A 24,979-nucleotide genomic window follows, 5' to 3' on the forward strand; every position below is an offset into this window, starting at 1 on the left:
TCAATGAGTGGCTATCCGGGACCGGACCGGCGTGCTGCATCAACGTCCTGAACCAGCCCTGTATCCCTTTGGGCGTTACCTGAGGCGAGGGAAAGGATGGAGACAATGGTTGGGCGAAGGAATTTCCTCATGGCCGGTGCCATGGGGGGTGCGACCATGATTCCGCAGGGTGTTCTGGGAGAGCGGGCGTGTGCGTCGCCGGCTCATGGAACAGGGTCTACGGATACCCCGGTGACGCAGACTCCTCCGCTGCGGAAGTACGTTGACCCGCTGCCCAGGCCGATGACAGCCATCCCGGATCCTTCCGTCTATCCGGGTGCCGACTACTACGAAATCACGATGCGGCAGGGCTCATGGCGCTTCCACCGGGATCTCGGGCCGGCGACCGTGTGGGGCTACTGGGCCAAGAATCCGCACCATGCGCATAGGGCGATCGGCATGGGCTATCTCGGGCCGACGATCAGCGTGCTCAAGGACCACCCGACGGTCGTCAAGTACTGCAACGAGTTGCCGACCACCCACCTGTTCCAATTCGTGATCGACGCCATTCGCAGCGGGGACCCGCAGCTCACTCCGATCGCTCCGCCTCCCTACAAGAGCAAACCGCCCTTTCCCCCGCATATCAATGTGTGGAACGTCGTGCATCAGCACGGCGGTTTCACCGCGCCACAGTCCGACGGAATGCCGCTGCAGTCGTTCAGCCCGGACGGCTTCCATGCCGAGTCCTATTCCACTCTGGACCCGAGCCGGGTCAAGCCCAATGAAGCGATCTCCGGCTACACCAACCACGAGCGTTCGTCCATGCTCTGGTATCACGACCACGGCATGGGTATGACCAGCGTCAACGTCTATGCGGGCCTTGCCGGTCTCTACCTCGTCCGGGACCCCGCCGACGAGCGGCTCGGGCTGCCGGAAGGCGAATTCGAGGTCCCCCTCATCCTGCAGGACCGGACCTTCGGCCGGGACGGCTCGCTCGCCTACACCATGACCCAGCGGGAAGGCGAGGACACTCCGGTCGTCAACGGGAAGGCGTACCCCTTCCTGGCCGTCGAGCCGCGACGCTACCGGCTGCGTGTTCTCAACGCGTCGAACGAGCGCTTCTGGCGGCTGAAGTTCGACGTTCCCAGGGACGTACTGCCGCAGCCCACATTGCCGTTCTGGCTGATCGGCACCGACGGCGGCCTCCGTGAGCCTTTGCCCATGCTGAACTTCCTGATCTCGCCGGCCGAGCGGTACGACCTGATCGTCGACTTCAGCCAGCTGCCCATGGGCACGAACGTCACATTGACGAACTACAACGCGCCGGTCCACTTCCCCGGCGGCGGTGGACCGGAGATCTCGGAAATCATGCAATTCCAGGTCACCAAGCGCTTGTCCGGAGGCGCGGACAAGACGACGCCGCCCAAGAAACTCAATCTGCCGCAGGTCGCCCCCATCGAGCTGAAGCCGCACACCCGTCGGCGGGAATGGGTCCTGTACCAGCACCAGCTCTTCGGCACCATGACGTTCGACGCCGTGCCATTCATGGAGCCGTCCCAGGACTTCATCAAGGCGGGCTCGACCGAAATCTGGGAGTACATCAACCCCAACCACGACGCGCACCCGATGCATGTCCACCTCGTCAACTTCCAGGTGCTGAACAGGCAGCCGATCGACGCGGCCGGCTACCAGGCGGCTTACGAAAGGTGGATCGACGGTGGCCGCACATCGGAGGACCTACCGGTGTTGGCGAACTATCTCACCGGCCCACCGATTCCGGCGGACCCGGACGAAGCACGGTCCTACAAGGACACGGTCAAGTCCTATCCGGAGACGGTGACCAGAATCGTCATTGAGGAATTCACCCCGCCGACGGGCACGATCGCGTCGATTCCGGGCAGCGGCACCGAATACCCGGCGACGTACGTCCACCACTGCCACATTCTCGAACACGAAGACGACGACCTGATGCGCCCGTGGACGATCGTCGACCACGACGACCACGGCGGTGGCGGCCACGGTGGTGCCGCCCACGGTGGTGGCCACGGCCACTGACGGGATCGATCGACCCGCGGCACAGGCGAGCACCCGCGGCTCATCTGGGCCTCAGCGGCGGGCCTCGGGCAAAGGCCCGCCGCCGTCCCGCGACGAGTACCTCAAGGCGCGCGACCTCACCACAAGCCTCCCGCGCCATGCGTCACCCGCACCCGGGCGGCCCGCCTCACTCCTCAGCGGCGTCGAGCATCTCCCGCACCCGGATGACCTCCCACGGGGCGTCCTCCACGGGCCAGCTCGCGCTCAACTCCTCGAGCAGGGGGCGATGGTCCTCGATGACCTCGTCCCACATCAGCCCCCACGCCGCGGCCGCTTGAACCTCTATCTCGGGGCAGCGCGTCGCCCGGACGAGCGCATCCACGGAGTTGGTCCCCGGGGACTCGTCCAGCAACGCCAGTGCCCTGACGCGGCCATGCAACGGCGTGTTCGCGTCGCAGGCGACCTTCCCCAGCGCCTCGACGAGCCGTAGGTCAGTGTCCTCCGCGTCGTTGAACACCGCTTCCACCACATCGAATATCCGCTCGCGAACGTGATCGCTCGCTGCGGCTGCCACGACCTCGGCCAGCAGGGACGGCTCTTCTGCCGCCACGAGGTGCAGCGCCGACAGTGCGCTGAGGTGCTTGGCCTCGGGCCCGTACATGCCGCTGAGTTCGGCCGGTGAGGGAGGCTGCCGCAGCACCTCCCGGATGCGATCGAGGACGAGTGCCCGCTCCGGTTCACGCGCTTCCTCGCCGCCCCGCTTCACGGTGCCGTGGGGACTCCACCAGTGGTCGAGGGCGATGCCCACGGCGGCCTGGTCGTCGCTTTCGAGCAATGTGCGCAGCGCCCGGTGATACGACTCGTCCACCGTGGCAGCCCGCAGCCTCCTGTGGGCGCGATGCAGCTCCGGGTCCGCCAGCCGGTGTCCTTCCCAGTGAACGCTGTGCGGCTTGCCGAAGATCAGCTCAACGGGGTCCTGGCCCCAGGGACGGTGGGGAGGCCGGTCGCCCCAGCTCTCGGCGACCTCCTCCAGGATGGCGCGGTGCCGATCCATGCCTCCCGTCCTGACCAGGTAATACGCCGCGTGGGCCTGGACCTTCGGCTCACCTTCGCGGAGCGCCCGGAGGAGAACGTCGTCCGCGTCCGCGCCGAGGCTGTCGGCCAGGACGCGGATCGCGGTCTCCTTCGTGCCGTAGAAGTCGAGGGAAGGGGCGAAGATCAGATCGCCCAGGGCGGCGACGAGCCTCTCGTCCTTCACCTCGGCCTCGTCGAGCACGCCGTAGGCCATCCAGATGGCCTCCGCGCGCACCGCGTCCGAGTCCGTGCGCAGCAGAACGTCCAGCAGGAGGTCGGCGTCGCCGGGCTCGGTGTGCCGCGCCCCGATCATGTTCAGGGCGCTCACCTCGGCGGGGGACATCGGCCGCCGGAGCACCTCACGAGCGCGGGCCAGCACCTCGGGCAGGTAGGTCTCGACACGTTCCTCGTCCTCCAGGACGTGGCGCAGTCCCTCCGAGGACTCGTAATGGTCGAGCGCGATGCCCACGGCGACCGGGTCCTCGCTGCGGAGCAGGGTGGCGAACGCCCGCAGGCATCCCTCGTCGCTGAGCGGGAACATCAGCTCGTCATGAGCCGTCCGGAGCACCGGATCGGCCAGCTCGGTGTCCTTCCAGTAGGTGCTGTGGAAGCCTTCGAGCGCTTGGCGACGAATGTGCTCGGCCTCCCAACCCGCGTCCTCGGGCCAGGACTTCGCGAGCCGCGTGACGCGGTCGCGGTGGGCGCGGAGCCGCAGGGGCGCCGCGAGACAGCCCGTCGCGTACACCTGGAGTTCCCGTTCGGACGACTCGGTGAGACGGACGAGGAGGTCCTCGACCTCCGGGAGCTCCAGATCGTCCACGGCCTGCATGGCGTACCTGCGATCCCGCACACCGAGGCCCTCGTCCAACACCATGGCGGTGATCAGCGTCAGCAGCCGCCGGTTTGGCTCCTCGCCCCGCGCGAGGGCGGCGCCGGCCGCGAGAAGCGCCATCTCCCGCACCTCGGCGTCCGGAGCGCCTTCCAGGGCGTCGGCGATCACGGCCGCGTCCTCGTCCTCGGCGAGATGCCACATCATGGTGAGAGCGCTCGCGTGGCTGTGGCCGGACGGAGGTTGCCTGAGGAGGTCCCGGGCGGCGAAACGCACCTCGCCGGCCAGCGGCCAGTAGGGGTTGTCCACCCCCCACCGGGTGTCCGCCTGCGCCGACTGGTAATCGTCCAGAGCCCCGCGGACGACGTCGATGTCGTCGCTCTCCAGCCGGGCGCTGAACTCGCCGAGGCGGGACTTCTCGCCGTCGCTCACGAGACCTCCTTCTTCATCATCTCTGCAGGCTGGCAGAGCCGTCCGGCCCGTGTCCCCGCATTTTCCCTACAGGGCGTCATCCACCACGGCGACCAGATCGCGACACTCCGCGATCTCCCACGACATCGAGGTCCCCTGGATCCTCCCCGGCGTGGCCGCGACGGGGAGGAAGGTCGACATCCCGGTGATCGCTGTCGTGGGATTCGAGGGCACCGCGGTGGCGTACGAACACGTTTACTGGGATCAAGCCGCCGTGCTCGCCCAGGTCGGCCTGCTGGACCGCGCGACCGTGGAGCGGCTGCCCATCGTCACGACTCCGCGCGCTCTTCTGGGCGGATCCCAACCCCTGAATCAACTCGCCCAGGCCGACTGACACGTGCCCGCCGGAGCCTCAGCCGGTGGCCAGTGTGCGGTCCAGGAGGGGGAGCAGTCGGTCCCAGTGGCGTTTCAGCCCGGCGGTGCTGAACGCATCGGTGTCGGACAAGGTGAAGCCGTGGATCGTGTCGGGATAGATCTCGCAGGTGTGGCCGACACCTGCGGCATCCAGGGCCTCGTTGAGCTCGCTGATGATGTCGGGCGACAAGTCGCCCTCGGCGAGGCCGAGATGGACCTCGGCGGCCAGCTCGGGCACGAGGCGGTGCGGGCTGTCGGGCGCGTCGGTGACCACGAAGCCGGGGTGGAATCCGGCGACGGCGGCCACCTGGTCGGGGTGGGCCGCGGCGGTGCGCAGCGCCAAGAGGGCGCCGATGCAGTAGCCCGTCACGGCCACCGGTCCGGCGCTGACCTCGGGCTGGGTGGTGAGGAACGTGAGGTAGGCGTCGGCGTCGCGCAGGACACGTTCGGTGGTGATGTGTGCCTCGAGCAGGGGCATCAGCCGGCCGATGACCGCGGGCCGGACCTCTTCTCCGATGTGCTCGGGAAGTTCGATCACCGGTGCCGGGCCGTGCCGGTAGTAGAAGTTGGGGACGAGCACGTAGTACCCGTGCCCGGCCAGCTCGCGGGCCATCTCCTGCAGTGCGGGGCGTACTCCGAAGGCGTCCGAGTACATCAGCACCCCCGGGTGCCGCCCGCCCCGGTCGGGGAAGGCGGCGAAAGCGTCGGCCCGGCCGTCCGCGGTGGGAATCCGCAGCGTCTTGGTGGGCATGAATTCTCCTGTCGTGGTTGATGGGTGAAACCTGTGATCAACACGACGGAGGCGGAGCCCGCGCGGCAGCGCAACATCCTCGATCGAAGAGCGGGCCCGCACCGGCCCGTACGGCGCTCAGAGGGGCACCGGGTCACCAATCCGTGCGTGGCGCGATGCCGTCCCGGGATTCATGGCCACAACGTAGTCCACGGAACGAAGCCGACGCCAGCGCCCTGAGTCCACAGTGCGGTTCGCGAGAATGACCTCGGCCATCAGCGGCCCTTGGCGGGTGGGCCTACATGTCCCGGTACCGCTTCGCCGCCGCCAGCGCGGATCGCAGCGTGGCTGCGCTGACGGGCTGTCCCGGACCGGGGTCGGCGCCCCGCACGGTCGCGGTCAGACTGTGGCCCTGGCTGAAGTACGGCTCGCTGTAGGCGGCGGTGTCGCGTCGAGGCGGGCAGGTGGGTCTGGAGCAGCTCGCTGGTGGTGGTCTCGGCGTCGAGTGCGGCGGTGTGGCCATCGCGGTCGGGTAGTAGTTGTTGGTGTCGATGACGGCCCAGCTCCGCCACCAGGTCGGACAGGGGCTCGGGCCCTGTGCGGTTGCTCAGGACGACATCGTGTCCGGCGGCGACGGCGAGGCGTGCGACGGTGCCGCCGATCAGCCCGCTGCCGATCAGTCCGATGGTGCTCGGTCCGATGGTGCTCGCTCATGCGCATGTCCTATCGGTGCGATGGGTGTGTCGGTGGCGCGGGCGGTACGGGGGGCCCAGCCGAGCCTGGGTCCGGCTGGGCCACCCTCGCCCAAGGTGATCGGCCCGCCCGGGGCGAATACTGGAGATATGGAGCAGAACGCTGAGCTGGCAGACTTCCTGCGCACTCGCCGGGCCCGGCTGAGCCCGTCCGAGGCGGGCCTGGCGCCGGGCCATGGCCCCCGCCGGGTGCCGGGGCTGCGCCGCGAGGAGGTGGCGCGCCTGGCCGGTGTGAGTACGGACTATTACACCCGCCTCGAACAGGGCCGCCACCCCAACGTCTCCGAGACGGTCCTGGAGGCCGTGGCCCGGGCCCTGCGCCTGGACGACGACGAACGCGGCCACCTCTTCGACCTCGCCCGGCCCCGCACCTCCCGCACCCAGCGCCGCCGCCCGGAACGCGTGCAGCGCGTGCGACCCGAGGTCCATCAGATGCTGGAGGTCCTGGGCGCCGTCACCCCGGCCTTCATCGCCAACCACCGCCAGGACGTGCTGGCCGCCAACCCGCTGGCCCGCGCCCTGATCACCGACTGGGACGAGAGCACGCGATGGCTCACCCCGCCGACGGCTCCCGCGACTCAGGCGGGCACCTGCGTCTCGTCTGGCCCCAGTGGCAGGGCGCCGGCAACGAGATCGGGCTCGGGATCGGCTTCGTGCCGGGCGGGCTCACCCGCGGCGAAATGCGGCGCATCGTCGCCGACGCCGGCCATGCCGCCGACGTTGTCGGCCTCACGATCGCCGAGTTCATCCCTCGGCAGGTCATGCACCTGAAGCAGCTCCTCAACGGTTTCCCCTGCTCGAGGGATCAGCCGGCCCAAGGTGGTCCGCGCGGTAGCGACCCGCTTCAACAAGCGCGCCTACGGCGTTGACGGCAGCGGGCGCGCGCCGCCAGGCATCGCCATCCGCCCGAAAATCAGTGGAGCCGCACTCCCGTGTGCCGTTACGGTGCTCCCGCCCGCAGTCACTCTGTCAAGGACATGCCGTTGTACACCAAGTGAGACCCCCCAAGCGCTGATCCGTCGCGCGTCGCACCTGTGCGCCGTGCTCCTTTTCGCTGCGGTCTTCTCACTGGAAGCGGTGTCACTCTGTGTCCAAGAACTGGGCTGTCGTGCCCACCTGCCTGCCGATCGTTCTCCGCCGTTGCCACAGGTGTGCCTCCGGGTACTTCAGTGCGAACGGCACGTTTTGCGTCCATGCGAACCACGAGTTCCTCAGCCCCTGGCTCCCCGCGCTGTTGCGTTCCGTACAACCCGAGCTCCTGACCGTGCCGCACAACAACGACCCCGGTCCGGTGACCGGGCTGCTCCCGGGCCCGGTCGTACGGCGCCGCGCGGTGGGCGGCTCGGGCCGAACCGATCGGCCGGCCTGGCAGTCGCCGTACGGCCCGCCGCCGCACCGGACACACCGCGGCCGGTGGGCGCCTGTGCCGGGGTTGGCCAACTCTCAGTCCGCTATGCGGCGTGGATACCCGTGCGGCCGGTGCGACTGATCGCCGAAGGCTTCGGCTGGGAAGCGCCCGTTGTCCGTCAGCTCCGGTCCTAGGCGTCAGAGGACGTCGTAGGTCAGGTGTGTCACGGTCGTTGTCGACGTCACGCTCCGCTGTACGAGTGTGCGTGGCGCGCCGCCGGTGAACAGTGGCGTTCCGGTGCCCAGTACGACGGGTGCGAGGTGGAGTGTCAGCTCGTCGACCAGCCCGGCGGCGAGCGCCGCGCCGATCGTGGCGCCGCCGCCCATGAGGAAGGCGTCGAGGTCCTTGCCGCTGGTGGACGACGCCGCCTCGGCGCGCTCGCGCGCGGCGGTGACGGCGTCGGGCAGGCCGGTGGTGATGAACGTCCAGTCGAGGTCGGTGAGCCGTACCGACTTCGGCGGCGAGCTCGTCACGACGATGAACGCGGGCTTGCCGACCTCGCCGGCGCCGTAGCCGGTCGTGTCGTCCCAGCCGTTCGGCCCGTCGACGATGTCGAAGAGCCGGCGGCCGAGGATGACGGCGCCCGAGCGGGCGGTGGCCTCGCGCAGGATCCGGCGGTCGTCGGGGTCCTCGGAGAACGCCCAGGTGTGCAGGGCTTCGCCGCCGGTGCCCAGTCCGTTGTCCGGGCCGGGGTCGGGCCCGGTGACGAAGCCGTCGAGGGAGACCGAGATGTCAGCGATGATGCGAGTCATGTCAGGGCAGACTCGATCGGCTGCCTGAATTCATCGCTCATGCGTTGAGCCTCCTCTCACGGGCCGCTTGCGTGGCCGCGTAGTGAGGCTCCTGGGCCACGCTCGGCGCCACTGACGATCACTCTGCGATCCTGGCGATCGCAACCGAATCGTCGCGCGGGAGACGCCAACACATGAATACGCCACCATCACCACTATCGCCGCTTGAAGCGGAGCGGACTGACGGGTCAGCCGTCCAGATCGGCGCTCTCGTCCCGCTGACTCGGCCTGGCTGGGCCGAGGCAGGCCAACACCTCCTCGCTGGGCTTGAGTTGGCCGTTCGCGAAGTCAATGACGGCGGCGGGATCGCCGGAAGACCGCTTGAGCTGGTGGTCCGGGACACCGCGGCCGATCCACGGAAAGCCGCGGCGGCCGTCGACGAATTGGTTCGTCTGGGCGTGGCCGCCTTGGCGGGGGAGTACCACAGCGTCGTCGCCCGCGCCGCCGCTGCCAGGGCCGACGCCCTCGGCCTGCCGTTCCTCTGCTCGTCAGCGGTTCTCGACGCGCTCACCGAACAGCCGACGGACTGGGTCGCGCGCCTCGCCCCGGCGCAGTCCCACGGCTGGCAGATCTACGCGGACTTCCTCCTCGGCGCGGGCCACGGCCGAATCGCCATAGCGGCCCAGCCGAGTGTCTACTGGGCATCCGGAACCCGCATTCTGCGGGACTACCTCGCGCCACGCGGCGGCACTGTCGTCGAACTCGACATCAGCTCGCTCACCCCCACGGCGGTGTGCGACGAGCTCGTCGCACACGGCGCGACGGCCCTCCTGCTTCTGGTCGGCCACCCGGAGCCGGCCGTGTCGATCGTCAAGGCCGTCCGCCGCGACGAGCGCCTCGCCGAGGTGATGATGGGTGCTCCGGCCGGGCAACCGGAGTTCGCCGAATGGGCGACGTTGCTGGGCGACGACGGCGCCGCGATCCCGTTCTTGCGCTATCTGCCCGAGCGCCTCGGCCCACTCGGTGCACGAGTCGAGACGGCCCTCCGCGAGCGGCTGGCCGAGGCGCCCTCCTTCGTCGCCTTCGAGGGTTACGACACGATCGCCGTCCTCGCCGAGGTGCTGCGTTCGCACGGCGTGGACCGGGCGCGCACTGCCGAAGCCTGGCCGCGCGTCGCGGTCGAGGGCACCCGCGGGCAGATCCAGTTCTCCCGCACGCCGGGCATCAGCGTGTGGCAATGGGCTTGGACGCCCGTCCAGGTCGTTGATCGGGATCCGGCGGACCCCGCTCGCTTTCGGGTCCTCCACGCCGGCTGAGGGAGCACGGAACAAGGACATGGCCCGGCTGTCCCACACCGGACTATTGAAGGTCCCATAAGAAAAATCAAGGTTCTCGGGTTGGCAGCTTAAAAAACTCAAGGTACAAATGAATGGCGGGCGCGTCACCGAGAGCAAGGGGGCCGAGGGTGGACTGGCAGGAGCTGACGGACCTGACGCAAGGACGGCCGTTCGTGGTCGAGCGGGTCCGCCTCGCCGGCAGCGGTGTCGTGGTCGAGGGGCAGTTCGAGACGCCGCAGCTGGCTCAGCTCAGCGTCGACGACCAGGTGTTCGTCGCCGCGTTCATACGATCGCACGGTTCGATCAAGGAGATGGAGCGGACCTTCGGGGTGAGTTACCCGACGATCAAGTCCCGGCTGAACCGGATCGCCGAGGCCCTCGACTTCGTCGACACCGACCCGGCGCCCACCGGCGCCGACGTCGTCGACCGTCTGCGGCGGGGGGAGATCAGCGTCCAGGAGGCGCTGGCCGAGCTGGAGCGGTCCCGGTGATTCCGCAGCTGGTGACGGTGCGCTATCGCCGTCCCGACGGCCGCCGGCTGCGGCTGTACGTCCCCGTCCTGCCGGTGTTGGTGGTGCTGTCGCCGCTGCTGCTGCTCGCCGTGCTGGGCGGACTGGTCGCGTGTCTCGTCTTCCGGGTGAGCCTGATGGGCGCGCTGCGCGGCACGGGGCGGCTGCTGTGGGCACTGCCCGGCGCCCGGTTCGAGATCGCGCAGGGCCGAACGGCCGTGCTGGTACGCATCAGATGAGTCAGAGGGGGAGAACAACGATGAACGAGCAGCGCCGCCAGATCCTGCAGATGCTGGCCGAGGGCAAGATCACCGCGGACGAGGCCGAGCGGCTGATCGACGCCCTCGAACGAGAACAGCCCGAGACGCCGCGGGGAGCCACGCCCCGCCCGAAAACCCGGCCCAAGTATCTGCGCGTGGTGATGAGCTGGTCGGACGGCTCCGGCGGTGACGAGCCGGGCCGCGTCAACGTCCGGGTCCCGCTGCAGCTGCTGCGCGCCGGGGTCCGGCTCACAAGCCTCATCCCGCCGCAGGCGCTCACCCGGGTCAACGCGGAGCTGAACAGGTCAGGGGTGCCGATCGACCTCGCCGAGCTCAAGCCGCAGCATCTCGAGGAGCTCATCGATCAGCTCGACGAGGTCACCGTCGACGTCGACGACCCCGACGCCAAGGTGCAGGTGTTCTGCGAGTGAGTTGCGGGGCGCCGGGATTGTCGACGGTCCCGCCGTCCCGACACCGCGACCACCGCCCACGGCACCCCGCCCATCGCCCAAGTCGCCTGCGGCACGGACCCGGAGAAGACCACCGGCCGTCAGTCCTCGCGGACCGCGGTGCGGCGTGCGTCCCCGGCGAGGGCGCTCCTGGACAGCGGCAATAGCCATGGGGTACGGGTGGCCCATGCCTCCCACGTTGAGTTCAACGAAAACCCGCGTCGCGCTCCGCCGATCGGCGCGTATTTCCCTTGATTTGCTTCTGGTCCTCGTCATGACCACGGTGGTCCTGTGGGTCCTGGGCCAGATGTGGTCGGTGGTCTGGCCACTAGTAGTCGGCCTACTTCTTACGACGCTGACCTGGCCGCTGGCGCGCTTTCTGCGGGGGCACGGGTGGCCGCCCGCGCTGGCCGCCTCGGTCGTGACCGTGCTGTTCCTCCTGGTCGCCACGGGCATCGTGGCGCTGATCGCGGTGCCGGTGGCGTCCCAGTCCGGCGAACTGACCGACCGTGTGACCGAAGGCATCCAGCAGGTGCGCGAATGGGCCGCCGGGCCACCGCTGAACATCAGCGATGCCCAGATCACCAAGGCCACCGACACCGCGGCCGACCGGCTGCAGAGCAGTGCCGGCAGCCTCGTCACCACTGTCGTCACGGGGGTGAGCACCGTGATCGATGGCCTGGTCACCGCCGTCCTCGCGCTCTTCTTGATGTTCTTCTTCCTCAAGGACGGCCCGCGGTTCCTGCCGTGGCTCACCCGTCAGCTCCCCGGTCGGCTCGCCACCGACATCCCCGTGGTGGCCGCGCGCGGTTGGGACACTCTGGGCGCCTTCGTGCGCTCGCAGGCGTTGGTCGGCCTGCTCGACGCCGTCTTCATCGGACTCGGCCTGTGGGCCTTGGGAGTGCCGCTGGTGCTGCCGCTCGCGGTCCTGACCTTCATCTGCGCGTTCGTACCCATTGTGGGGGCCTTGTTCGCGGGTGCGGTCGCGGTGCTCATCGCGTTGGTGTCCAACGGCACAACGGACGCACTGATCGCGCTGGCGATCATCATCGTGGTGCAGCAGCTGGAGGGCAATGTGTTCCAGCCCATGATCCAAAGCCGTGGGCTCGGTCTGCACGCGGCGGTCATCCTGCTGGCGGTGACGTTGGGCAGCAGCCTGGCCGGGATCGTGGGCAGTCTGCTCGCCGTACCGGTTGCCGCGCTGATCGCGGTGGTCTGGAACTACCTGCGCGAGCAGCTCAGCCACCCGCCGGAGGAGCTGGCGAGCGACGAGCAGCCCGTCGTGTCGTAAGTCGTTGGTGTCGGCGCCGACCCAGTCGGCGCCGACACCGAAAAGCGCATCGGGCGCTGTCGTCCGGGCGGCGGCGCATGCGGGCAGACGGGCGGGGTACTCGGCAGGCACACTTTGTATGAGGAGTACTTCGCCATGATTTTCGGCATTGTTGGCATCTGCGTCCTCCTGGCCGTGCTGGCCTTCCTGGTCCCGCGCCTGTCCCGGCACCCCGAACGGGGCACCCAGCGCACCCTGGGAGTCGGCTCGCGCGCCGGCGGCAAGGCCCCCGGCGTCCTGGGACGGATCCTCAGCAAGCCCTTCCGCAGCAGCTCCAAGGCCGTCGGCCGCAGCGGCTCCGCCGGGCGGCGGGCCCGGGGCCGCATGCCGTTCTAGCCAGGAGTCCGGGTCCCGATGGCTCAGTGGCCGCGGAACGCCTCCTCCAGCCACCAGGCCCCGTGGTCGCCGACCACCTTGGCGTCGATGAGCAGCGGCGCGGACCGTGGTCCGGCGACCCAGTCCTCGACGGCCTTGAGGTCCGCGGGCGTGCGTACGGTCACCGCCTCGAAGCCGTACCCTCGCGCCACGGCGGCGATGTCCGTCGGCGGGAACTCGACCGTGTCGAGCGGATATCCGCCGGGCTTGAAGTGGTGCACCTCCGCTCCGTAGGCGTCGTCGTTGTAGACGACGACCACCATCGGCAGCCCGAGGCGGCGCACCGTGTCGAGTTCCGCGGCGCTCATCAGCGCACCGCCGTCGCCGAGCGCGGCCACGGGCAGCCGGTCCGGCCGCGCCAGCGCCGCCCCGATGGCCGTCGCAAGGCCCAGGCCGATCGACTGGAACGCCTGGGTGAAACACAGGCTGTTGTGGTCCGGTACGGCCAGGTACATGGTCGGGTAGCCCATGAAGTTCCCGGAGTCCACGCCCATCACCCGCTCGGCGGGGAGGATGTCGTCGAGCGCGATGCTCAGCGTCCTCGGGTCGATCCGTTCACGGCTGCTCTCGTCCTCGTACGGCACATCCCGCCACCGCACCCGTGCGGCGATGGCCGCCCCATTGTCGGCGGTGCGGTAGCCCTGCCGTTGCCGTCCGGGCGCATCGAGCACCTGCCGCGCCGTGAGTTCCACATCCCCGGTGACGCCGAGGTGCACCTCCCGGTGCGCACCGAGCGCCGAGGTGTCGTCGTCGACCTGTACGACGGTCGTGTTCGGGCCGATCAGCCGACCGTGGCGCATCGTCCACATATTCAGCGCGCAGCCCCAGCCCACGATCACGTCCGCCCCCTGGATCAGCTCTGCCGTAAGGGGGGACGAGAAGCCACCGGACACGTCGAGCGACCACGGATCGTCGTGGAACAGTCCACGGGCGACGGCCGACGTCGCCAGCAGCGCACCGTGGCGCTCGGCGAGCGCCGCCAGGGCATCTCGGGCGCCGGGTGTGCGCGATCCCCGACCGGCCACGAAGACCGGACGTCGTGCCTGCTCGAGCACCTGCGCCAACGCCGCCACGTCGTCCGTCACCGGCTCGACCGCGGTCCGTTCGGGCGACGGCGCGGCCACGGTGTGCGCATCGTCGGGCGTGTCCAGGGCCTGCACGTCCAACGGGAGGTTGAGCAGCACCGTGCGCCGTTCGTGCAGGGCTCGCCGCACCGCGGCGCATGCCTGCTCGACCGCGTCCTCCGCCGACGTCACACGCGCCGTGACCGCCCCCACGGCGTGCGCCAGCGCCTCTTGGCCGACGGAGAAGTTGGACCTCGGCTCGGTGGCTTCGGCCGCCAGCACGAGGAGCGGCGTACGGCTCTTGGCCGCCTCGCCGATACCGGTGATGGCGTTGGTCAGTCCGCACCCCTGATGCACGGTCAGCGCGGCCACCGTGCCGCTCATCCGTGCGTAGGCATCGGCCATGGTGGCCGCGCCACCTTCATGGCGTGCGGCGACGAACCGGGTACCCGCCGCCACCATGGCATTGGTCAGGTGGAAGTTGCCCGAGCCGACCACGCCGAATACATGGTCGACACCTGCCGTGGACAACGCCCGGCCAACGGCTTCCGCGACCTTCATGAGCGCTCCACCAGCGCGAGCACCCGCGCGGGCGCCCCGGACCCGGTGACGATGGGCAACGGCCCCGCGACGATGACCGCGCCGGTCGGTGGCAGCGCCGACAGGTTCTGCAGCTGCGTCAGCCCGTACTTGTCACTGCCCATGAGATAGGAGTGACACGGGAAGGCCGGGTCGAACGAAGGCGCCTGTCCGGCGTCGGTGCCCACCGTTTCGACACCGAGCCCGATCACCGGCGACTCCTCCGCCACCCACCGGGCGCATTCCGGCGACAGGCCAGGCGTGTGCGGGCCGCTCGCGTCGGAGTTGAGGAACGGCTCCTGCGCGTACGAGCGGGCGTCCCAGCCGGTCCGCACCAGCAGCCAGCCACCTTCGGGCAGCGGGCCGTTCTCGGCCTCCCATGCCTTCACATGCTCCACCTCGACCAGGAAGTCGGGGTCCGCCTCCGCCTCGGCGGAGAAATCCAGCACGGCCGCCGGTGCGATCAGCCGCCCTGCCGGCACCGACGCCACGTCGGTGAGGTCCTTCCCGGTGACCCAGTGGTTCGGCGCGTCGAAGTGCGTGCCCGTGTGCTCACCACTGCGGAAGTTGTTCCAGTACCAGGCCGGTCCCCGGTTGTCGTACCTGCTGATCTCCTCCAGCTCGAACACCGCGGTCTGGCCGAACTCGGAGGGCAGCTGGATCACCGGCGTGGAGGACGACAGGGGCGAGGTGAGGTCGACGACTTCGATCGCACCACTTCGCAACCCGGTGGTCAGGGCGGCGAGGACGGATTGGGGGGACATGACGGCCTCCTGCACATGAGGGCTGATCGTGTGCCGTGCATCAATGCGTCACTGCAGGTCGTAGGGGCCCGGCGGGGTCCGCAGGTGTGCGGGGACTCTACCCGAGTGATCATCACTGGGGTATCAGGTGACGCGGAAGGGTGTCGATTGCTCGTATCGGCAGCGCTCTGGCGTGGCTGACGTGCCGTCGTGTCAGCCGGAAACGAAGGGGGCCGCCCCGGATTTCCGGGGCGGCCTGGGCGGGGGTGGGCGGGAGTCGGGCTCCCGGGGTGTCCCCGCGGTTTCTTGATGGGGGGCTACTTCTGGCTCATGGCCGTCCGGGCGGACTCGGAGGTGGAGGCGGCCGGTGACTGGGCGCCGCTCGCGCCGCCGAGCCACTTCAGGCCGTCGAGGAGGAAGCGGTTCTGGGTCTCGCTCGCGAAGGTGGACGACAGGGGGGTGTTGGTGTCGTAGTCCATCGCGTTGTGGCCGAAGTTCGCGTACAGCATCTTGTACTTGCTGTTCGTCCATAGGATCGGGTAATAACCGCTGTACCAGGTCTGGTTGGGGTCGGTGCCGAGCGGGAAGCTGCTCGGGTCGACGGAGGCCAGGATCTTGATGTCAGGGTTCTGCCGCAGGTCGTTGGACCAGCTGTACCACTCGCTGACCGACGAGGTGAAGGTGGCGGGCAGGGCCTTGGTGGACGGGTGTGTACGGTCCTCGACCTTCAGGGTGGCCGTCGTCGGTCCCCAGGTGTTGGACTTGAAGTTGCCGGTGCCGAGGAACTCATTGTGGTACCAGGGCCAGCTCTGCGCCTCGGTGGTGAAGGCCGCCACGTGGAACCCCATCCAGGCGCCGCCCCCGCGCATGTAGCGCTCGAAACCGGCACGTTGGGCGGAGGTCTGCGGCAGATCGTCGAGGAACAGCACCACCTTGTACTCGTCGACCCCGCCGTCGGCGAGCAGGTTCCAGTTGTTGCTCGCCGTGTAGGTGAAGCCGTTCTGTGCCGCCTGCTGGGGGAACCACTCGTTCGCTTCATGGACGAAGTTGATGTGGGCGGCGTCCCACGTTCCGTTGTACAAGGCCAAGACCTTGAACGGCGCGGCCGCGCTGCGCGCCGTCGCGTGGACGGGGGCGATCGCCAGGCCCAGCAGCGTGGCCAACAGCACCAGCAGCCGTATGGCCACGGATGCCGTCCTGGGCGATCCGATGTCTCTGCTCTCCTGCATGTGCGCTCCTCGCTGACGGGTGTTGCCGCTGTCACGGGTGGGGGATCTGGACACCGACGGCCAACGCCGACACAGCTGCGGAGCGGGTTTGTCCACCATCGCAGAGGCACGGCTTTTCGCAGACGGGCGATGGGTGAAGCTAAAGGTCTGAACCAGACACGTCAAGAGATGAAGCAAGAAGAGCGCCACGGCGAGGTTCGCCTGAAGAAGTCGAACGCACCCTATGTCGCGCCGTGGGCCTTCTGTCGCCGCCCGGCCGGGATCCCGCTCAGCGCCCCAGGATCCGGTCGACGTCGGCCAGCTGCCCGGCGGTGAGTGGCCCCTTCGCGATGGCGCCCGCGTTCTCCTCGGCCTGGGCGACCGTACGGAAACCGGGGATCGGGATCGTCCGCGGGCTGCGGGCCCAGATCCAGGCGAGGGCGCCTTGGGCGAGCGTGCGGCCGTCGCTGGTGAGGATGGACCGCAGGGCGTCGACGCGCTGGAGCCAGGCCGGGTCCGCACCCGTGTTCGGGAGGAAGCCCGGCAGCCAGGCGGGGGGCGTGTTGCGGATGTCCGCGTTGTCCAGGGCGCGCCCGGCGGTGTGTTTGCCGGTGAGCAGTCCCATGGCGAGAGGGCTGCGGTTGATGCTGGCGAGGTCCGACTCGGCGCAGAGGGCGAGGAGTTCGGGCGCGTCCTGGAGGATGTTCAGGCGGTGCTGGACGGCCGCGCAGTGCGGGCCCTGGGCGAAGACGGCGGCCCGGGCGGGGTCATCGGTGCTCCAGGCGTACGCGCGGATCAGGCCCTCGCCCACCAACTCCTCGCAGCTGCCGCGGAGTTGGGCGGCGCGTTCGGGGTCGGCGTCGGAAATGTGGAGCTGGTACAGGTCGACGTGGTCCGTGTTCAGGCGCCGCAGTGAGGCGGTCAGGGCGCGGCGCAGGTGTTCCGGGGAGTCGTCCTGCCCGTCGCAGATGCCGGTCCGCTCGTCGAAGAGGTTGCCCCATTTCGTCGCGATGACGATGTCGGTGCGGTGCTTGCCGAGGGCGCGGCCGAGCAGGCGTTCGCTGTGGCCGGTACCGTACGCGTCGGCGGTGTCGAAGAAGGTGACGCCGAGGTCGAGTGCGCGCCGAATCGCCCGTACGGACTCCTCGTCGTCGACCTTGCCCCAGCCCAGGGGCTGCCCGTCGGCGGACTGCCACTCACCGCCGATGGCCCAGCAGCCGAAGCCGAGAGCGCTCACCTCGATGCCGCTGCGGCCCAGTGTTCTGTTGTGCGCCGTGGTCTCCATGCCCGGGGACAGTAGGATTTGGAGCGCACACGAAGGCAAGCCCTGATGACAATTGCCTTCGTGTGCGAACGTCGTGTGCGCCGTCGGGTGCGCCCGTGCCTCAGATGACTCCCTGGGCCATCATCGCGTCCGCGACGTGGCGGAAGCCAGCGGTGTTGGCGCCGAGTACATAGTCGTCGGCGTCACCTCCGTAGATCTCGGCGGAGGCGCGGCACTGGGCGTGGACCTGCCGCATGATGCCGGCGAGCTGGTCCTCGGTGCGCTCGAAGGTCCAGCGGTCGCGGGAGGCGTTCTGCTGCATCTCCAGCGCGGAGGTGGCGACCCCGCCCGCGTTGGCCGCCTTGCCCGGGCCGAAGAGGACCCGCGCGCCGCGGAACACCTCGACCGCCTCGGGTGTGCACGGCATGTTCGCGCCCTCGGCCACGGCCAGCACACCGTTCTTCACCAGCGCGCCGGCGTCCTGCTGGTGCAGCTCGTTCTGGGTCGCGCACGGCAGGGCGATCTCGCACGGCACGTCGAACACCGACCCCCGGTCGGAGAACCGCGCGCTCGGCTTCGCCTCGGCGTAGGCGGAGAGCCGCTCCCGGCGCACCTCCTTGATCTCCTTGAGCAGGGCCAGGTCGATGCCGTTCTCGTCGACCAGGTAGCCGGAGGAGTCGGAGCAGGCCACCACGAGGCCGCCCAGGGCGTGGACCTTCTCGATGGCGTAGACAGCGACGTTTCCCGACCCGGAGACCACGACCCGGCGTCCGTCGAAGTCCTGACCGCGGGTGGCGAGCATCTCCTGGGCGAAGAAGACCGTGCCGTAGCCGGTGGCCTCGGTACGGGCGGGTGAACCGCCCCAGCCGACCGGCTTGCCGGTCAGCACACCGGCCTCGAAGCGGTTGGTGATCCGCTTGTACTGGCCGAAGAGATAGCCGATCTCACGGCCGCCCACACCAATGTCCCCGGCGGGCACATCGGTGTGCTCGCCGAGGTGGCGGTACAGCTCGGTCATGAAGGACTGGCAGAACCGCATCACCTCGGCTTCCGAGCGGCCCTTGGGGTCGAAGTCGGACCCGCCCTTGCCGCCGCCGATGGCCAGGCCGGTCAGCGCGTTCTTGAAGATCTGCTCGAAGCCGAGGAACTTCACGATGCCCAGATTGACGCTGGGGTGGAAGCGCAGGCCGCCCTTGTAAGGGCCCAGCGCGCTGTTGAACTCCACCCGGAAGCCGCGGTTGACCTGCACCGTTCCCTGGTCGTCCACCCATGGGACCCGGAACATGAGCTGTCGCTCCGGTTCGCACAGCCGCTCCACGATCCGGGCGTCCGCGTACTGCGGGTGTGCCTTGAGCACGGGGCCTATGGCGTGCAGGACTTCGTGGGCCGCCTGGTGGAATTCCGCTTCCCCGGGGTTCCGGCGGCGGAGGGTGTCGTAGACGGCTTCGATCTGGGCACTGACGTCCATGTGGTGTCTCTCTGTTCAGGTGTGGGCGAGCCGAGTGTGGATCCGCGGGTCGTGTGGTTGCCGCGCCCAGATTAGGGGCTGGGGGCGGACCAGCCGATCAGGGCGCCGCGCAGGGCGGCCACGAGGCGGGTCGCCGCCTCGTCCGGGTACGTCCACTCTTGATGAGGTCGAGGATGTCCCGCGGATCGAACAGCGCGTTCCACACATACAGGGCCTCGTCCCCGAGATCCCCTGGACCGAGTTCCTCGGTGGTCTGCCGAGAGGTATCGCGGAGGTCAGAACGCGTAGCGGCTCACGGTCTCCGGGTGGATCACGACACGGACCCAGTCCTCGGCCAGGATCCCGGCGAGGTCGTCGGCGCGGGCCGGGTCATCGTCCAGGTCCCAGTAGCGCGCGGCCAGGCGGGCGGCCAGGTCGTGTGCTCCGTCGGTTTCCACCGTGGTGCGGCCTGCGACCGACAGCCAGCGCTCGCGTTCACCCACCGGGGCGGCGACCACGATCGAGGCGCGGGGGTCGCGGCGCAGGCGCCGCACCTTGAGCGTGTCCGGGCCCGTGAACAGCTGGATCGTGCCCTCGGCGGTGGCCTCGAACCACACCGGCCGGGGCTGTGGCGGAAGCGGCCCCCCGGCCACGGACAGAAACCCGTACAGGGGGCGCCGGAGGAACTCGAGGTCCTCAGTGGTCAGCGAAGTGGCGTCGGTGCTCATCACGGCCCTTCCGATGGATGAGGGGAATGGTGTCGAGGTCGTGGAACGAGGCGTCGGCTCGTTCTGATCATGTGGCCAGGGCGATGGCCGGGCGGCCGCCGCCGGGCGGTCATCGCCCCCAGGCTCCCGCCGCCGCGGCCCGTACGACGTAGTCCTCAAAGGTCCGGGGCGCCCGGCCCAGGACGGTGGCGAGGTCATCCGTCGTCCCGGCCAGCAGCCCGCGTTCCATCAGTACGAACATCTCGGCGACGTGGTGGGCGTCCTCCTCGCCCACGCCCTTCTCGACCAGTGCCGCGGTGTACGCGGCGGGGGAGACCTGCCGGTAGGTGATGGGCCGCCCGGACGCCCGGGAGATCAGCTCGACGGCCTCACCGAAGGTGAGCGCACGCGGTCCGGTCAGCTCGTAGATTTTTCCGGCGTGCCGATCGGTCTCGGTCAGCACCGCGGCCGCGGCGTCGGCGACGTCCTCCGCGTCGATGAACGGCTCGGGAACCGTGCCGGCCGGGAGCGCCAGCTCCCCGGCGACCAGCGGGGCGTGGAAGACGTCCTCGTCGAAGTTCTGGGCGAAGTTCGACGGCCGCAGGACGGTCCACTCCAGCGCCGAGCCACGTACGGCGTCCTCGGCCGAGCGCATGTCGAGGCCGAACGAGGAGTCGCCCCAGGTGTCGGAGCCGCGCCCGGAGAGCAGGACCAGCCGCCGCACTCCGGCGGCCTCGGCCCGGGCCACGAACTCGTGCACCGGGCCCGGTACGCGCGGGGCCACCACATAGGCGACGGTGATACCCCGCACGGCCGCGTCCCAGCCGCCGGGGTCGGACCAGTCGAACCGGGTCCGGCTGGATCGGGAGGCGGCCCGCACCGGTGTGCCGCGCAGCCGCAACCGGGCGAGGATCCGCCGACCCGTCTTGCCGGTCGCGCCGAGGACGAGAGTGGTGTCGTTGCTCATAAGGCCGATTGAACACGGCCGTCTCGGACGAACCCATGGGCAAGAAGCCGGATCGCCTGTGTATGCGTCTAAGATCGCTGAGGTGGACGCCTTCAGTGACCTGATCCGCGGGGTGCGAGCCCACGGCTCGTTGTTCGGCAGCTCGACCCTGTCCCCGCCCTGGGCACTGCACTTCGTGGACGGCGCGCCGCTGACCCTGTGCACCGTCCTCACCGGGGCGGGCTGGATCGTGCCGGAGCACGGTCCGCCCGAGCCGCTGCGCGCCCGCGAGACGATCGTCGTGCGCGGCCCCGCGACGTTCACCTTCGTCGACGAGGTCGGCACCCGGGCCGAACCGATCGCATGCGGCGAGCACTGCGCGACGCCCGAGCAGGGCGGGACCCGGCACCGGCGCGGCTGGAACGACCCGGGCGGGGACACCGGTCATGGCCTCGGCGGGGGCACCGGTGACGGCCCGGGCGGGAACTCCGACGACGGTCGCGATGCCACGACCCTGATCGTCGGTGCCTATCCCGTGCGCGGCGAGATCAGCCGCCGGCTGCTGGACGCGCTGCCCGTCGTGCTGCGCGTGGACGAGGGGGGCACGGGCGACCCCGTGCTGGACCACCTCGCCGCCGAGGTCGCCATCGACACACCGGGCCAGCAGGTCGTACTCGACCGGCTGCTGGACTGGATGCTGGTCTGCACGCTGCGTGAGTGGTTCGACCGGCCCGGCGGCGAGCCCCCGGCCTGGTGGGCCGCCCAGCGGGACCCGGTGGTCGGCGACGCCCTGCGCCTGCTGCACGCCGAACCGGCGGCACCCTGGACGGTCGCCGCGCTGGCCGAGCAGACCGGAGTGTCGCGTTCGACACTCGCCAAGCGGTTCGCGGACCTGGTCGGCGAACCCCCGCTGACCTACCTCACCCGCTGGCGCATGACGCTCGCGGCAGACCTCCTGGTCGAGCGGAAGGCCGCGACCATCGCGGACATCGCCCGTACCGTGGGCTACTCCGACCCGTTCGGCTTCAGCGCGGCGTTCAAACGGGTCCGAGGCGCCAACCCCAGCGAATTCCGGCGCACCGCGACCACGTCATAGCGCCGCGACGTCCAGCACCAGCTTGCCCGTGGTCGCCCCCGCCTCGATCCGGCGGTGCGCTTCGGCGACCCGCTCCAGCGGCAGAGCCTCGACCTGTACCCGCAGCTCTCCCTCGGCCGCGGCCTCCACCGCACGGCGCAGCGCCCGGCCCGCCTCGTCGGGATGGGTGGCGGCGAAGGCGGCCAGATTGAAGCCGGAGACCGTCTTGTTGCTGAACCACAGTTCGTTGGCCGGGACGCCGACGTCCTCGGCGCCCGAGGCATTGCCCATGATCACCAGGCGTCCCATGGCGGCCAGTCGGTCCAGGCTCGCCCGGCGGGCGGGGCCGCCGACCATGTCGACGACGATGTCGAACTGACCGGCGTCGGCGAGCCGGTCGCGGAGGATCACCTCGTCGTAGCCGAAGCCCTTGGCGGTGTCGATCTTGGCGGCGCTCCCGACCGTGCCCACGACGCGGCTCGCGCCCAACAGACGGGCCGCCTGGCCCAGTTGGCTGCCCACGCCGCCGGCGGCGGCGTGTACCAGGACGCTCTCGCCCGGGGCGATGCGGGCCACCCGGTCGAGCACCAGGAAGGCGGTGGTGCTGTTGGACGGCAGAGCCGCGGCCGTGCCCATTCCGATATCCAGGCCGTCCAGCGGGGCGACCAGGTCCGCCGAGGTGACCGCCACCTCGGCGTAGCCGCCGGAATCGACGATCGTCAAGGCGGCCACCGGCCGGCCGGGCCACAGATCCTCGACCCCCTCGCCAACGGCGCGGATGTATCCGGCGACCTCGATGCCCGGTACGAAGGGCAGCGGCACATCGACCACGCCGCGCCGGTAGAGGACCTCGGCGAAGTTCGCACCCGCGTACGCCACGTCGATGGCGACCTGGCCCGGCCCCGGGACAGGGACCGGCACCGTGCCGACGCGGAGCACCCCGGCGTCGCCGAACTCGGGGATGGTCACTGCCTTCATCTGCGTGTCATCGCTGTTCATGGCAGTGATGCTGCCGCCTGGTCAGGGGGCCGGGCAGTGTCCGTTCATCCTGGGTGTGCCACCACCAGGCTGCGCCGCCGCATCAGATCCTCCAGCCGCTGCTGGGTGTCGGTGCCCGGGCGGGGGTTGTGCAGGATCAGATGGTGTCCGGGGTGCTCGGGCAGCGGCAGCAGCGTGGCGTCGAAGACCAGGGTCCCGGCCGTGGCGTGGTCGACCGCCTTCACCGCACTGGTGTGCTCGGCCACGTCGTGGCGCGCCCACAGCTCCGCGAACTCCGGGCTGACCGCGGCCAGGTCGCCGGCGATGCGATCGAATTCCGGATCGTCCGGGTAGTGTGCCGCATCGGCCCGGAAGCCGGCGGCCACCTGGGGCGCGGTCTCGGCCCAGTGCCGGTGCAGCGCCCGGTAGCGGGTGTTGGTGAAGAACGAGACCAGGCAGTTGTGGTCGGTCTCGCCGTAGCCGAACACCTCCCGGGCCATGTCGTTGACCGCCGTGAAATTCCAGTGGCGGTCGCGTACGTAGCCGGGCCGCGGCAGCCAGGAGTCGAGCAGCCGTCGCAGCTCCGGCGAGGTGGGCACGGCGGGCGCGGGCACGTCCCGCGGCGGGTTGAGCCCGGCCAGCCGGTACAGGTGCCCGCGTTCGGCCGCGTTCAGCAACAGCGCGCGGGCGATGGCGTCGACGACCTCCTCGGACACCGTGATGTCGCGCCCCTGCTCCAGCCACGTGTACCAGGACACCCCGACCCCGGAGACCACCGCGACCTCCTCGCGCCGCAGCCCCGGGGTGCGCCGCCGGCCGCCTTCCGGCATACCGACGTCGGCCGGCGAGACCCGCGCCCTGCGGCTGCGCAGGAACTCCCGCAGCTCGGCGCGGCGGCGGTCACGGGACAGGGAGGAGCGAGCAATGGCCATGAGACAAACCCTAAGGCTGTTTCGCCGCCACGGATGGGCGTGCGTCCGCGTACTCGACGAGAGGAAAGGCGCCCGGGTCGGACGATGCGCTGCCGCACATGTCCGGGCGTCAGGAGCGAGCCATCCCTTCTCAGCGCACGGTGATGACCAACTTGCCCGTGGTGCGGCCCGTCTCCCCCTGGATATGGGCCCGGGCGCCCTCGGCGAGCGGGAAGGTGCCGGAGACATGGGCGCGGAGCCTGCCCCGCTCGACGAGCTCGGCGATGGCGCGCATCCCGCCCCGGTCGTGCTCGACGAGCAGGGTGACGGCGCGGACCTGCGCCTTCTCCGCAGCGGCCCGGGTGTCCTCGGCGCCCGGCAGCAGGGAGACGAGGACGCCGCCGGGGCGCAGCACGCCCACGGAACGGGTGGCGGTCTCCCCGCCGAGGGCGTCGAGGACGACGTCGTAACGCTCCTCGGTGTCGGTGAAGTCCTCGAAACGGTGGTCGACGCAGGCATCCGCGCCGAGTGCGCGCAGGAAGTCGTGCTTGGGTGCGCTCGCCGTCCCGGTGACATGCGCGCCGCGCTCCTTGGCGAGCTGTACGGCGAGATGGCCGACACCGCCGGCCGCGGCGTGGATCAGCACCCGCTGCCCGGCCCGCAGGTCCGCGGTCTCGACGAGGGCCTGCCAGGCGGTGAGCGCGGCCAGCGGCAGGGCGGCCGCCTGGATGTGGTCGATCCCGGCGGGCTTGGCGGCGAAGGCGCGGGTGGGGCCGGTCACATACTCGGCGTGGGAGCCCGCCCCGTACGGGTAGGGCAGCATGCCGAACACCTCGTCACCGGGCTGGAAGAGGGTGACGCCGAAGCCGGTCTCCACCACGGTGCCGGAGACGTCCCAGCCGAGGGTCAGCGGCGGGGGCGGCAGGAAGATGCTCAGGGCGCGGTGCTTGAAGTCCGTGGGGTTGAGTCCGGCGGCGTGCACGGCGATGAGGATCTCGCCGGGGCCGGGCGCGGGCCGCGGCAGCTCGGTCAGCCGCAGGACCTCGGGGCCGCCGAGGGCCGTCTGGTGCAGGGCGAGCATCACGGGGGCGCCGTCCGGGGCCGCGGGGTGCGGGGTGCCCGTGGTGGCCGCCGGGGCCGGGGAGGTGAGGTGCTCGGGGGTGCCCGTCGTAGGGGTGTCGGCCGAAGGGGTACCCGTCGTAGGCGTGTCCGTCGAAGTCATGGCTCGATCCTGGCCGTACGGTCCGGCCCGGGGCGATGGCCAGAAGGTCAGCCTCCGATACATTTCTGCCATGCCCATCGACCCTGCCGCCCGCTCCGTTCCCGGCGCCCACCGCGTTCCCGGCGCCCGCACCACTCCCACCGCCCGCCCCACGTCCGCCACGTCCGCCACGCCCTCCCGGGCCCGTGAGCTCGCCGACCGCGCGGCCGAACT

The 24,979-nt window shown here is 70.2% G+C and carries 22 protein-coding genes and 2 pseudogenes; 10 read left to right on the forward strand and 14 right to left on the reverse strand.

Annotated features, from left to right (window positions below):
• The first annotated feature begins 129 nt into the window (after nt 1-129).
• Nucleotides 130-2,034 carry a multicopper oxidase family protein gene (locus BLV72_RS38595; RefSeq protein WP_093468238.1) on the forward strand — a complete coding sequence of 635 codons (1,905 nt, stop codon included), beginning with the start codon at nt 130-132 and terminating at the stop codon, nt 2,032-2,034.
• Between the two features lie 166 nt (nt 2,035-2,200).
• Here the strand turns inward: BLV72_RS38595 and BLV72_RS38600 are convergent, their stop codons facing one another.
• Entirely contained in the window at nt 2,201-4,348 is a 2,148-nt protein-coding gene (locus BLV72_RS38600; protein WP_093468239.1) for a hypothetical protein, read from the reverse strand.
• 151 nt (nt 4,349-4,499) lie between these two features.
• Between BLV72_RS38600 and BLV72_RS38605 the strand changes: the two genes are divergently transcribed.
• Nucleotides 4,500-4,721 carry a hypothetical protein gene (locus BLV72_RS38605; protein WP_208905863.1) on the forward strand — a complete coding sequence of 74 codons (222 nt, stop codon included), beginning with the start codon at nt 4,500-4,502 and terminating at the stop codon, nt 4,719-4,721.
• An 18-nt stretch (nt 4,722-4,739) separates the two neighbouring features.
• Here BLV72_RS38605 and BLV72_RS38610 read toward each other — a convergent pair whose 3' ends face one another.
• The gene (locus BLV72_RS38610) at nt 4,740-5,492 is read right to left on the reverse strand and encodes a dienelactone hydrolase family protein (RefSeq protein ID WP_093468241.1); all 753 of its coding nucleotides are present in this window, start codon (nt 5,490-5,492) and stop codon (nt 4,740-4,742) included.
• 536 nt (nt 5,493-6,028) lie between these two features.
• Nucleotides 6,029-6,157 (reverse strand): annotated as a pseudogene (locus BLV72_RS51660) (NAD(P)-binding domain-containing protein); the annotation flags it as partial.
• A gap of 156 nt (nt 6,158-6,313) precedes the next feature.
• Between BLV72_RS51660 and BLV72_RS38620 the strand changes: the two are divergent.
• Nucleotides 6,314-6,994: a helix-turn-helix domain-containing protein gene (locus BLV72_RS38620; protein ID WP_208905864.1), complete on the forward strand. Its 681-nt coding sequence runs from the start codon at nt 6,314-6,316 to the stop codon at nt 6,992-6,994.
• A gap of 774 nt (nt 6,995-7,768) precedes the next feature.
• Here BLV72_RS38620 and BLV72_RS38630 read toward each other — a convergent pair.
• Nucleotides 7,769-8,383: a dihydrofolate reductase family protein gene (locus tag BLV72_RS38630; protein ID WP_093468242.1), complete on the reverse strand. Its 615-nt coding sequence runs from the start codon at nt 8,381-8,383 to the stop codon at nt 7,769-7,771.
• 173 nt (nt 8,384-8,556) lie between these two features.
• Between BLV72_RS38630 and BLV72_RS38635 the strand changes: the two genes are divergently transcribed.
• The 6 genes from BLV72_RS38635 (at nt 8,557) to BLV72_RS38660 (ending at nt 12,583) form a co-directional block, all read left to right on the forward strand.
• Nucleotides 8,557-9,678 (forward strand): ABC transporter substrate-binding protein, encoded by a 1,122-nt coding sequence (locus tag BLV72_RS38635; RefSeq protein WP_093468244.1) that lies wholly within the window; start codon nt 8,557-8,559, stop codon nt 9,676-9,678.
• A gap of 149 nt (nt 9,679-9,827) precedes the next feature.
• Entirely contained in the window at nt 9,828-10,190 is a 363-nt protein-coding gene (locus BLV72_RS38640; RefSeq protein WP_208905865.1) for a DUF2089 domain-containing protein, read from the forward strand.
• A complete protein-coding gene (locus BLV72_RS38645) occupies nt 10,187-10,447 on the forward strand; it encodes a hypothetical protein (protein WP_093468247.1) in 261 nt (86 codons plus the stop codon). Before BLV72_RS38640 ends, BLV72_RS38645 begins: the two co-directional genes overlap by 4 nt.
• Nucleotides 10,448-10,467: 20 nt before the next feature.
• The gene (locus BLV72_RS38650) at nt 10,468-10,899 is read left to right on the forward strand and encodes an SHOCT-like domain-containing protein (RefSeq protein WP_093468249.1); all 432 of its coding nucleotides are present in this window, start codon (nt 10,468-10,470) and stop codon (nt 10,897-10,899) included.
• Nucleotides 10,900-11,104: 205 nt separating this feature from the next.
• Nucleotides 11,105-12,208 carry an AI-2E family transporter gene (locus BLV72_RS38655; protein WP_093468250.1) on the forward strand — a complete coding sequence of 368 codons (1,104 nt, stop codon included), beginning with the start codon at nt 11,105-11,107 and terminating at the stop codon, nt 12,206-12,208.
• A 135-nt stretch (nt 12,209-12,343) separates the two neighbouring features.
• On the forward strand, nt 12,344-12,583 hold the full coding sequence (locus tag BLV72_RS38660) for a DUF6411 family protein (protein ID WP_093468252.1): 240 nt from the start codon (nt 12,344-12,346) through the stop codon (nt 12,581-12,583).
• A 23-nt stretch (nt 12,584-12,606) separates the two neighbouring features.
• On the opposite strand, the gene BLV72_RS38665 is transcribed toward BLV72_RS38660, so the two are convergent.
• From BLV72_RS38665 to BLV72_RS38700, 7 genes and pseudogenes are all read right to left on the reverse strand, one after another.
• Nucleotides 12,607-14,247, reverse strand: coding sequence for a thiamine pyrophosphate-binding protein (locus BLV72_RS38665; protein WP_093468253.1), 1,641 nt, complete (start codon nt 14,245-14,247; stop codon nt 12,607-12,609).
• Complete coding sequence (locus tag BLV72_RS38670) at nt 14,244-15,029, reverse strand: cyclase family protein (protein WP_093468255.1); 786 nt, start codon at nt 15,027-15,029, stop codon at nt 14,244-14,246. Before BLV72_RS38670 ends, BLV72_RS38665 begins: the two co-directional genes overlap by 4 nt.
• Nucleotides 15,030-15,349: 320 nt before the next feature.
• Nucleotides 15,350-16,237, reverse strand: a pseudogene (locus tag BLV72_RS38675) (ThuA domain-containing protein); the annotation flags it as partial.
• A gap of 268 nt (nt 16,238-16,505) precedes the next feature.
• Nucleotides 16,506-17,501, reverse strand: coding sequence for an aldo/keto reductase (locus BLV72_RS38680; RefSeq protein ID WP_093468258.1), 996 nt, complete (start codon nt 17,499-17,501; stop codon nt 16,506-16,508).
• A gap of 100 nt (nt 17,502-17,601) precedes the next feature.
• Nucleotides 17,602-18,948 (reverse strand): NADP-specific glutamate dehydrogenase, encoded by a 1,347-nt coding sequence (gene gdhA, locus BLV72_RS38685; protein ID WP_093468259.1) that lies wholly within the window; start codon nt 18,946-18,948, stop codon nt 17,602-17,604.
• A 275-nt stretch (nt 18,949-19,223) separates the two neighbouring features.
• Nucleotides 19,224-19,655 carry a pyridoxamine 5'-phosphate oxidase family protein gene (locus BLV72_RS38695; protein ID WP_093468261.1) on the reverse strand — a complete coding sequence of 144 codons (432 nt, stop codon included), beginning with the start codon at nt 19,653-19,655 and terminating at the stop codon, nt 19,224-19,226.
• A 109-nt stretch (nt 19,656-19,764) separates the two neighbouring features.
• Nucleotides 19,765-20,601 carry an NAD(P)H-binding protein gene (locus tag BLV72_RS38700; RefSeq protein WP_093468262.1) on the reverse strand — a complete coding sequence of 279 codons (837 nt, stop codon included), beginning with the start codon at nt 20,599-20,601 and terminating at the stop codon, nt 19,765-19,767.
• A gap of 82 nt (nt 20,602-20,683) precedes the next feature.
• On the opposite strand from BLV72_RS38700, the gene BLV72_RS38705 reads away from it, so the two are divergent.
• Nucleotides 20,684-21,676 (forward strand): AraC family transcriptional regulator, encoded by a 993-nt coding sequence (locus BLV72_RS38705; RefSeq protein WP_093468264.1) that lies wholly within the window; start codon nt 20,684-20,686, stop codon nt 21,674-21,676.
• Here the strand turns inward: BLV72_RS38705 and BLV72_RS38710 are convergent.
• The 3 genes from BLV72_RS38710 to BLV72_RS38720 all read right to left on the reverse strand — a co-directional run bounded on the left by BLV72_RS38710 (nt 21,671) and on the right by BLV72_RS38720 (nt 24,625).
• Complete coding sequence (locus BLV72_RS38710) at nt 21,671-22,654, reverse strand: quinone oxidoreductase family protein (RefSeq protein WP_093468265.1); 984 nt, start codon at nt 22,652-22,654, stop codon at nt 21,671-21,673. The two genes, BLV72_RS38705 and BLV72_RS38710, sit on opposite strands and share 6 nt — an antisense overlap.
• Nucleotides 22,655-22,698: 44 nt before the next feature.
• Nucleotides 22,699-23,565, reverse strand: coding sequence for a helix-turn-helix transcriptional regulator (locus BLV72_RS38715; protein ID WP_093468267.1), 867 nt, complete (start codon nt 23,563-23,565; stop codon nt 22,699-22,701).
• 130 nt (nt 23,566-23,695) lie between these two features.
• Nucleotides 23,696-24,625 carry an NADP-dependent oxidoreductase gene (locus tag BLV72_RS38720; RefSeq protein WP_093470796.1) on the reverse strand — a complete coding sequence of 310 codons (930 nt, stop codon included), beginning with the start codon at nt 24,623-24,625 and terminating at the stop codon, nt 23,696-23,698.
• Nucleotides 24,626-24,979 lie beyond the last annotated feature (354 nt).

This window comes from Streptomyces melanosporofaciens (assembly GCF_900105695.1).
GTDB lineage: Bacteria > Actinomycetota > Actinomycetes > Streptomycetales > Streptomycetaceae > Streptomyces > Streptomyces antimycoticus.

Coding starts and splice junctions, on each gene's coding strand:
- BLV72_RS38595 (WP_093468238.1), top strand. CDS start 130: ATGGCCGGTGCCATGGGGGGTGCGACCATGATTCCGCAGGGTGTTCTG.
- BLV72_RS38610 (WP_093468241.1), bottom strand. CDS start 5,492: ATGCCCACCAAGACGCTGCGGATTCCCACCGCGGACGGCCGGGCCGAC.
- BLV72_RS38620 (WP_208905864.1), top strand. CDS start 6,314: ATGGAGCAGAACGCTGAGCTGGCAGACTTCCTGCGCACTCGCCGGGCC.
- BLV72_RS38630 (WP_093468242.1), bottom strand. CDS start 8,383: ATGACTCGCATCATCGCTGACATCTCGGTCTCCCTCGACGGCTTCGTC.
- BLV72_RS38635 (WP_093468244.1), top strand. CDS start 8,557: ATGAATACGCCACCATCACCACTATCGCCGCTTGAAGCGGAGCGGACT.
- BLV72_RS38650 (WP_093468249.1), top strand. CDS start 10,468: ATGAACGAGCAGCGCCGCCAGATCCTGCAGATGCTGGCCGAGGGCAAG.
- BLV72_RS38655 (WP_093468250.1), top strand. CDS start 11,105: ATGCCTCCCACGTTGAGTTCAACGAAAACCCGCGTCGCGCTCCGCCGA.
- BLV72_RS38660 (WP_093468252.1), top strand. CDS start 12,344: ATGATTTTCGGCATTGTTGGCATCTGCGTCCTCCTGGCCGTGCTGGCC.
- BLV72_RS38665 (WP_093468253.1), bottom strand. CDS start 14,247: ATGAAGGTCGCGGAAGCCGTTGGCCGGGCGTTGTCCACGGCAGGTGTC.
- BLV72_RS38670 (WP_093468255.1), bottom strand. CDS start 15,029: ATGTCCCCCCAATCCGTCCTCGCCGCCCTGACCACCGGGTTGCGAAGT.
- BLV72_RS38680 (WP_093468258.1), bottom strand. CDS start 17,501: ATGGAGACCACGGCGCACAACAGAACACTGGGCCGCAGCGGCATCGAG.
- gdhA (WP_093468259.1), bottom strand. CDS start 18,948: ATGGACGTCAGTGCCCAGATCGAAGCCGTCTACGACACCCTCCGCCGC.
- BLV72_RS38695 (WP_093468261.1), bottom strand. CDS start 19,655: ATGAGCACCGACGCCACTTCGCTGACCACTGAGGACCTCGAGTTCCTC.
- BLV72_RS38700 (WP_093468262.1), bottom strand. CDS start 20,601: ATGAGCAACGACACCACTCTCGTCCTCGGCGCGACCGGCAAGACGGGT.
- BLV72_RS38710 (WP_093468265.1), bottom strand. CDS start 22,654: ATGAACAGCGATGACACGCAGATGAAGGCAGTGACCATCCCCGAGTTC.
- BLV72_RS38715 (WP_093468267.1), bottom strand. CDS start 23,565: ATGGCCATTGCTCGCTCCTCCCTGTCCCGTGACCGCCGCCGCGCCGAG.
- BLV72_RS38720 (WP_093470796.1), bottom strand. CDS start 24,625: ATGCTCGCCCTGCACCAGACGGCCCTCGGCGGCCCCGAGGTCCTGCGG.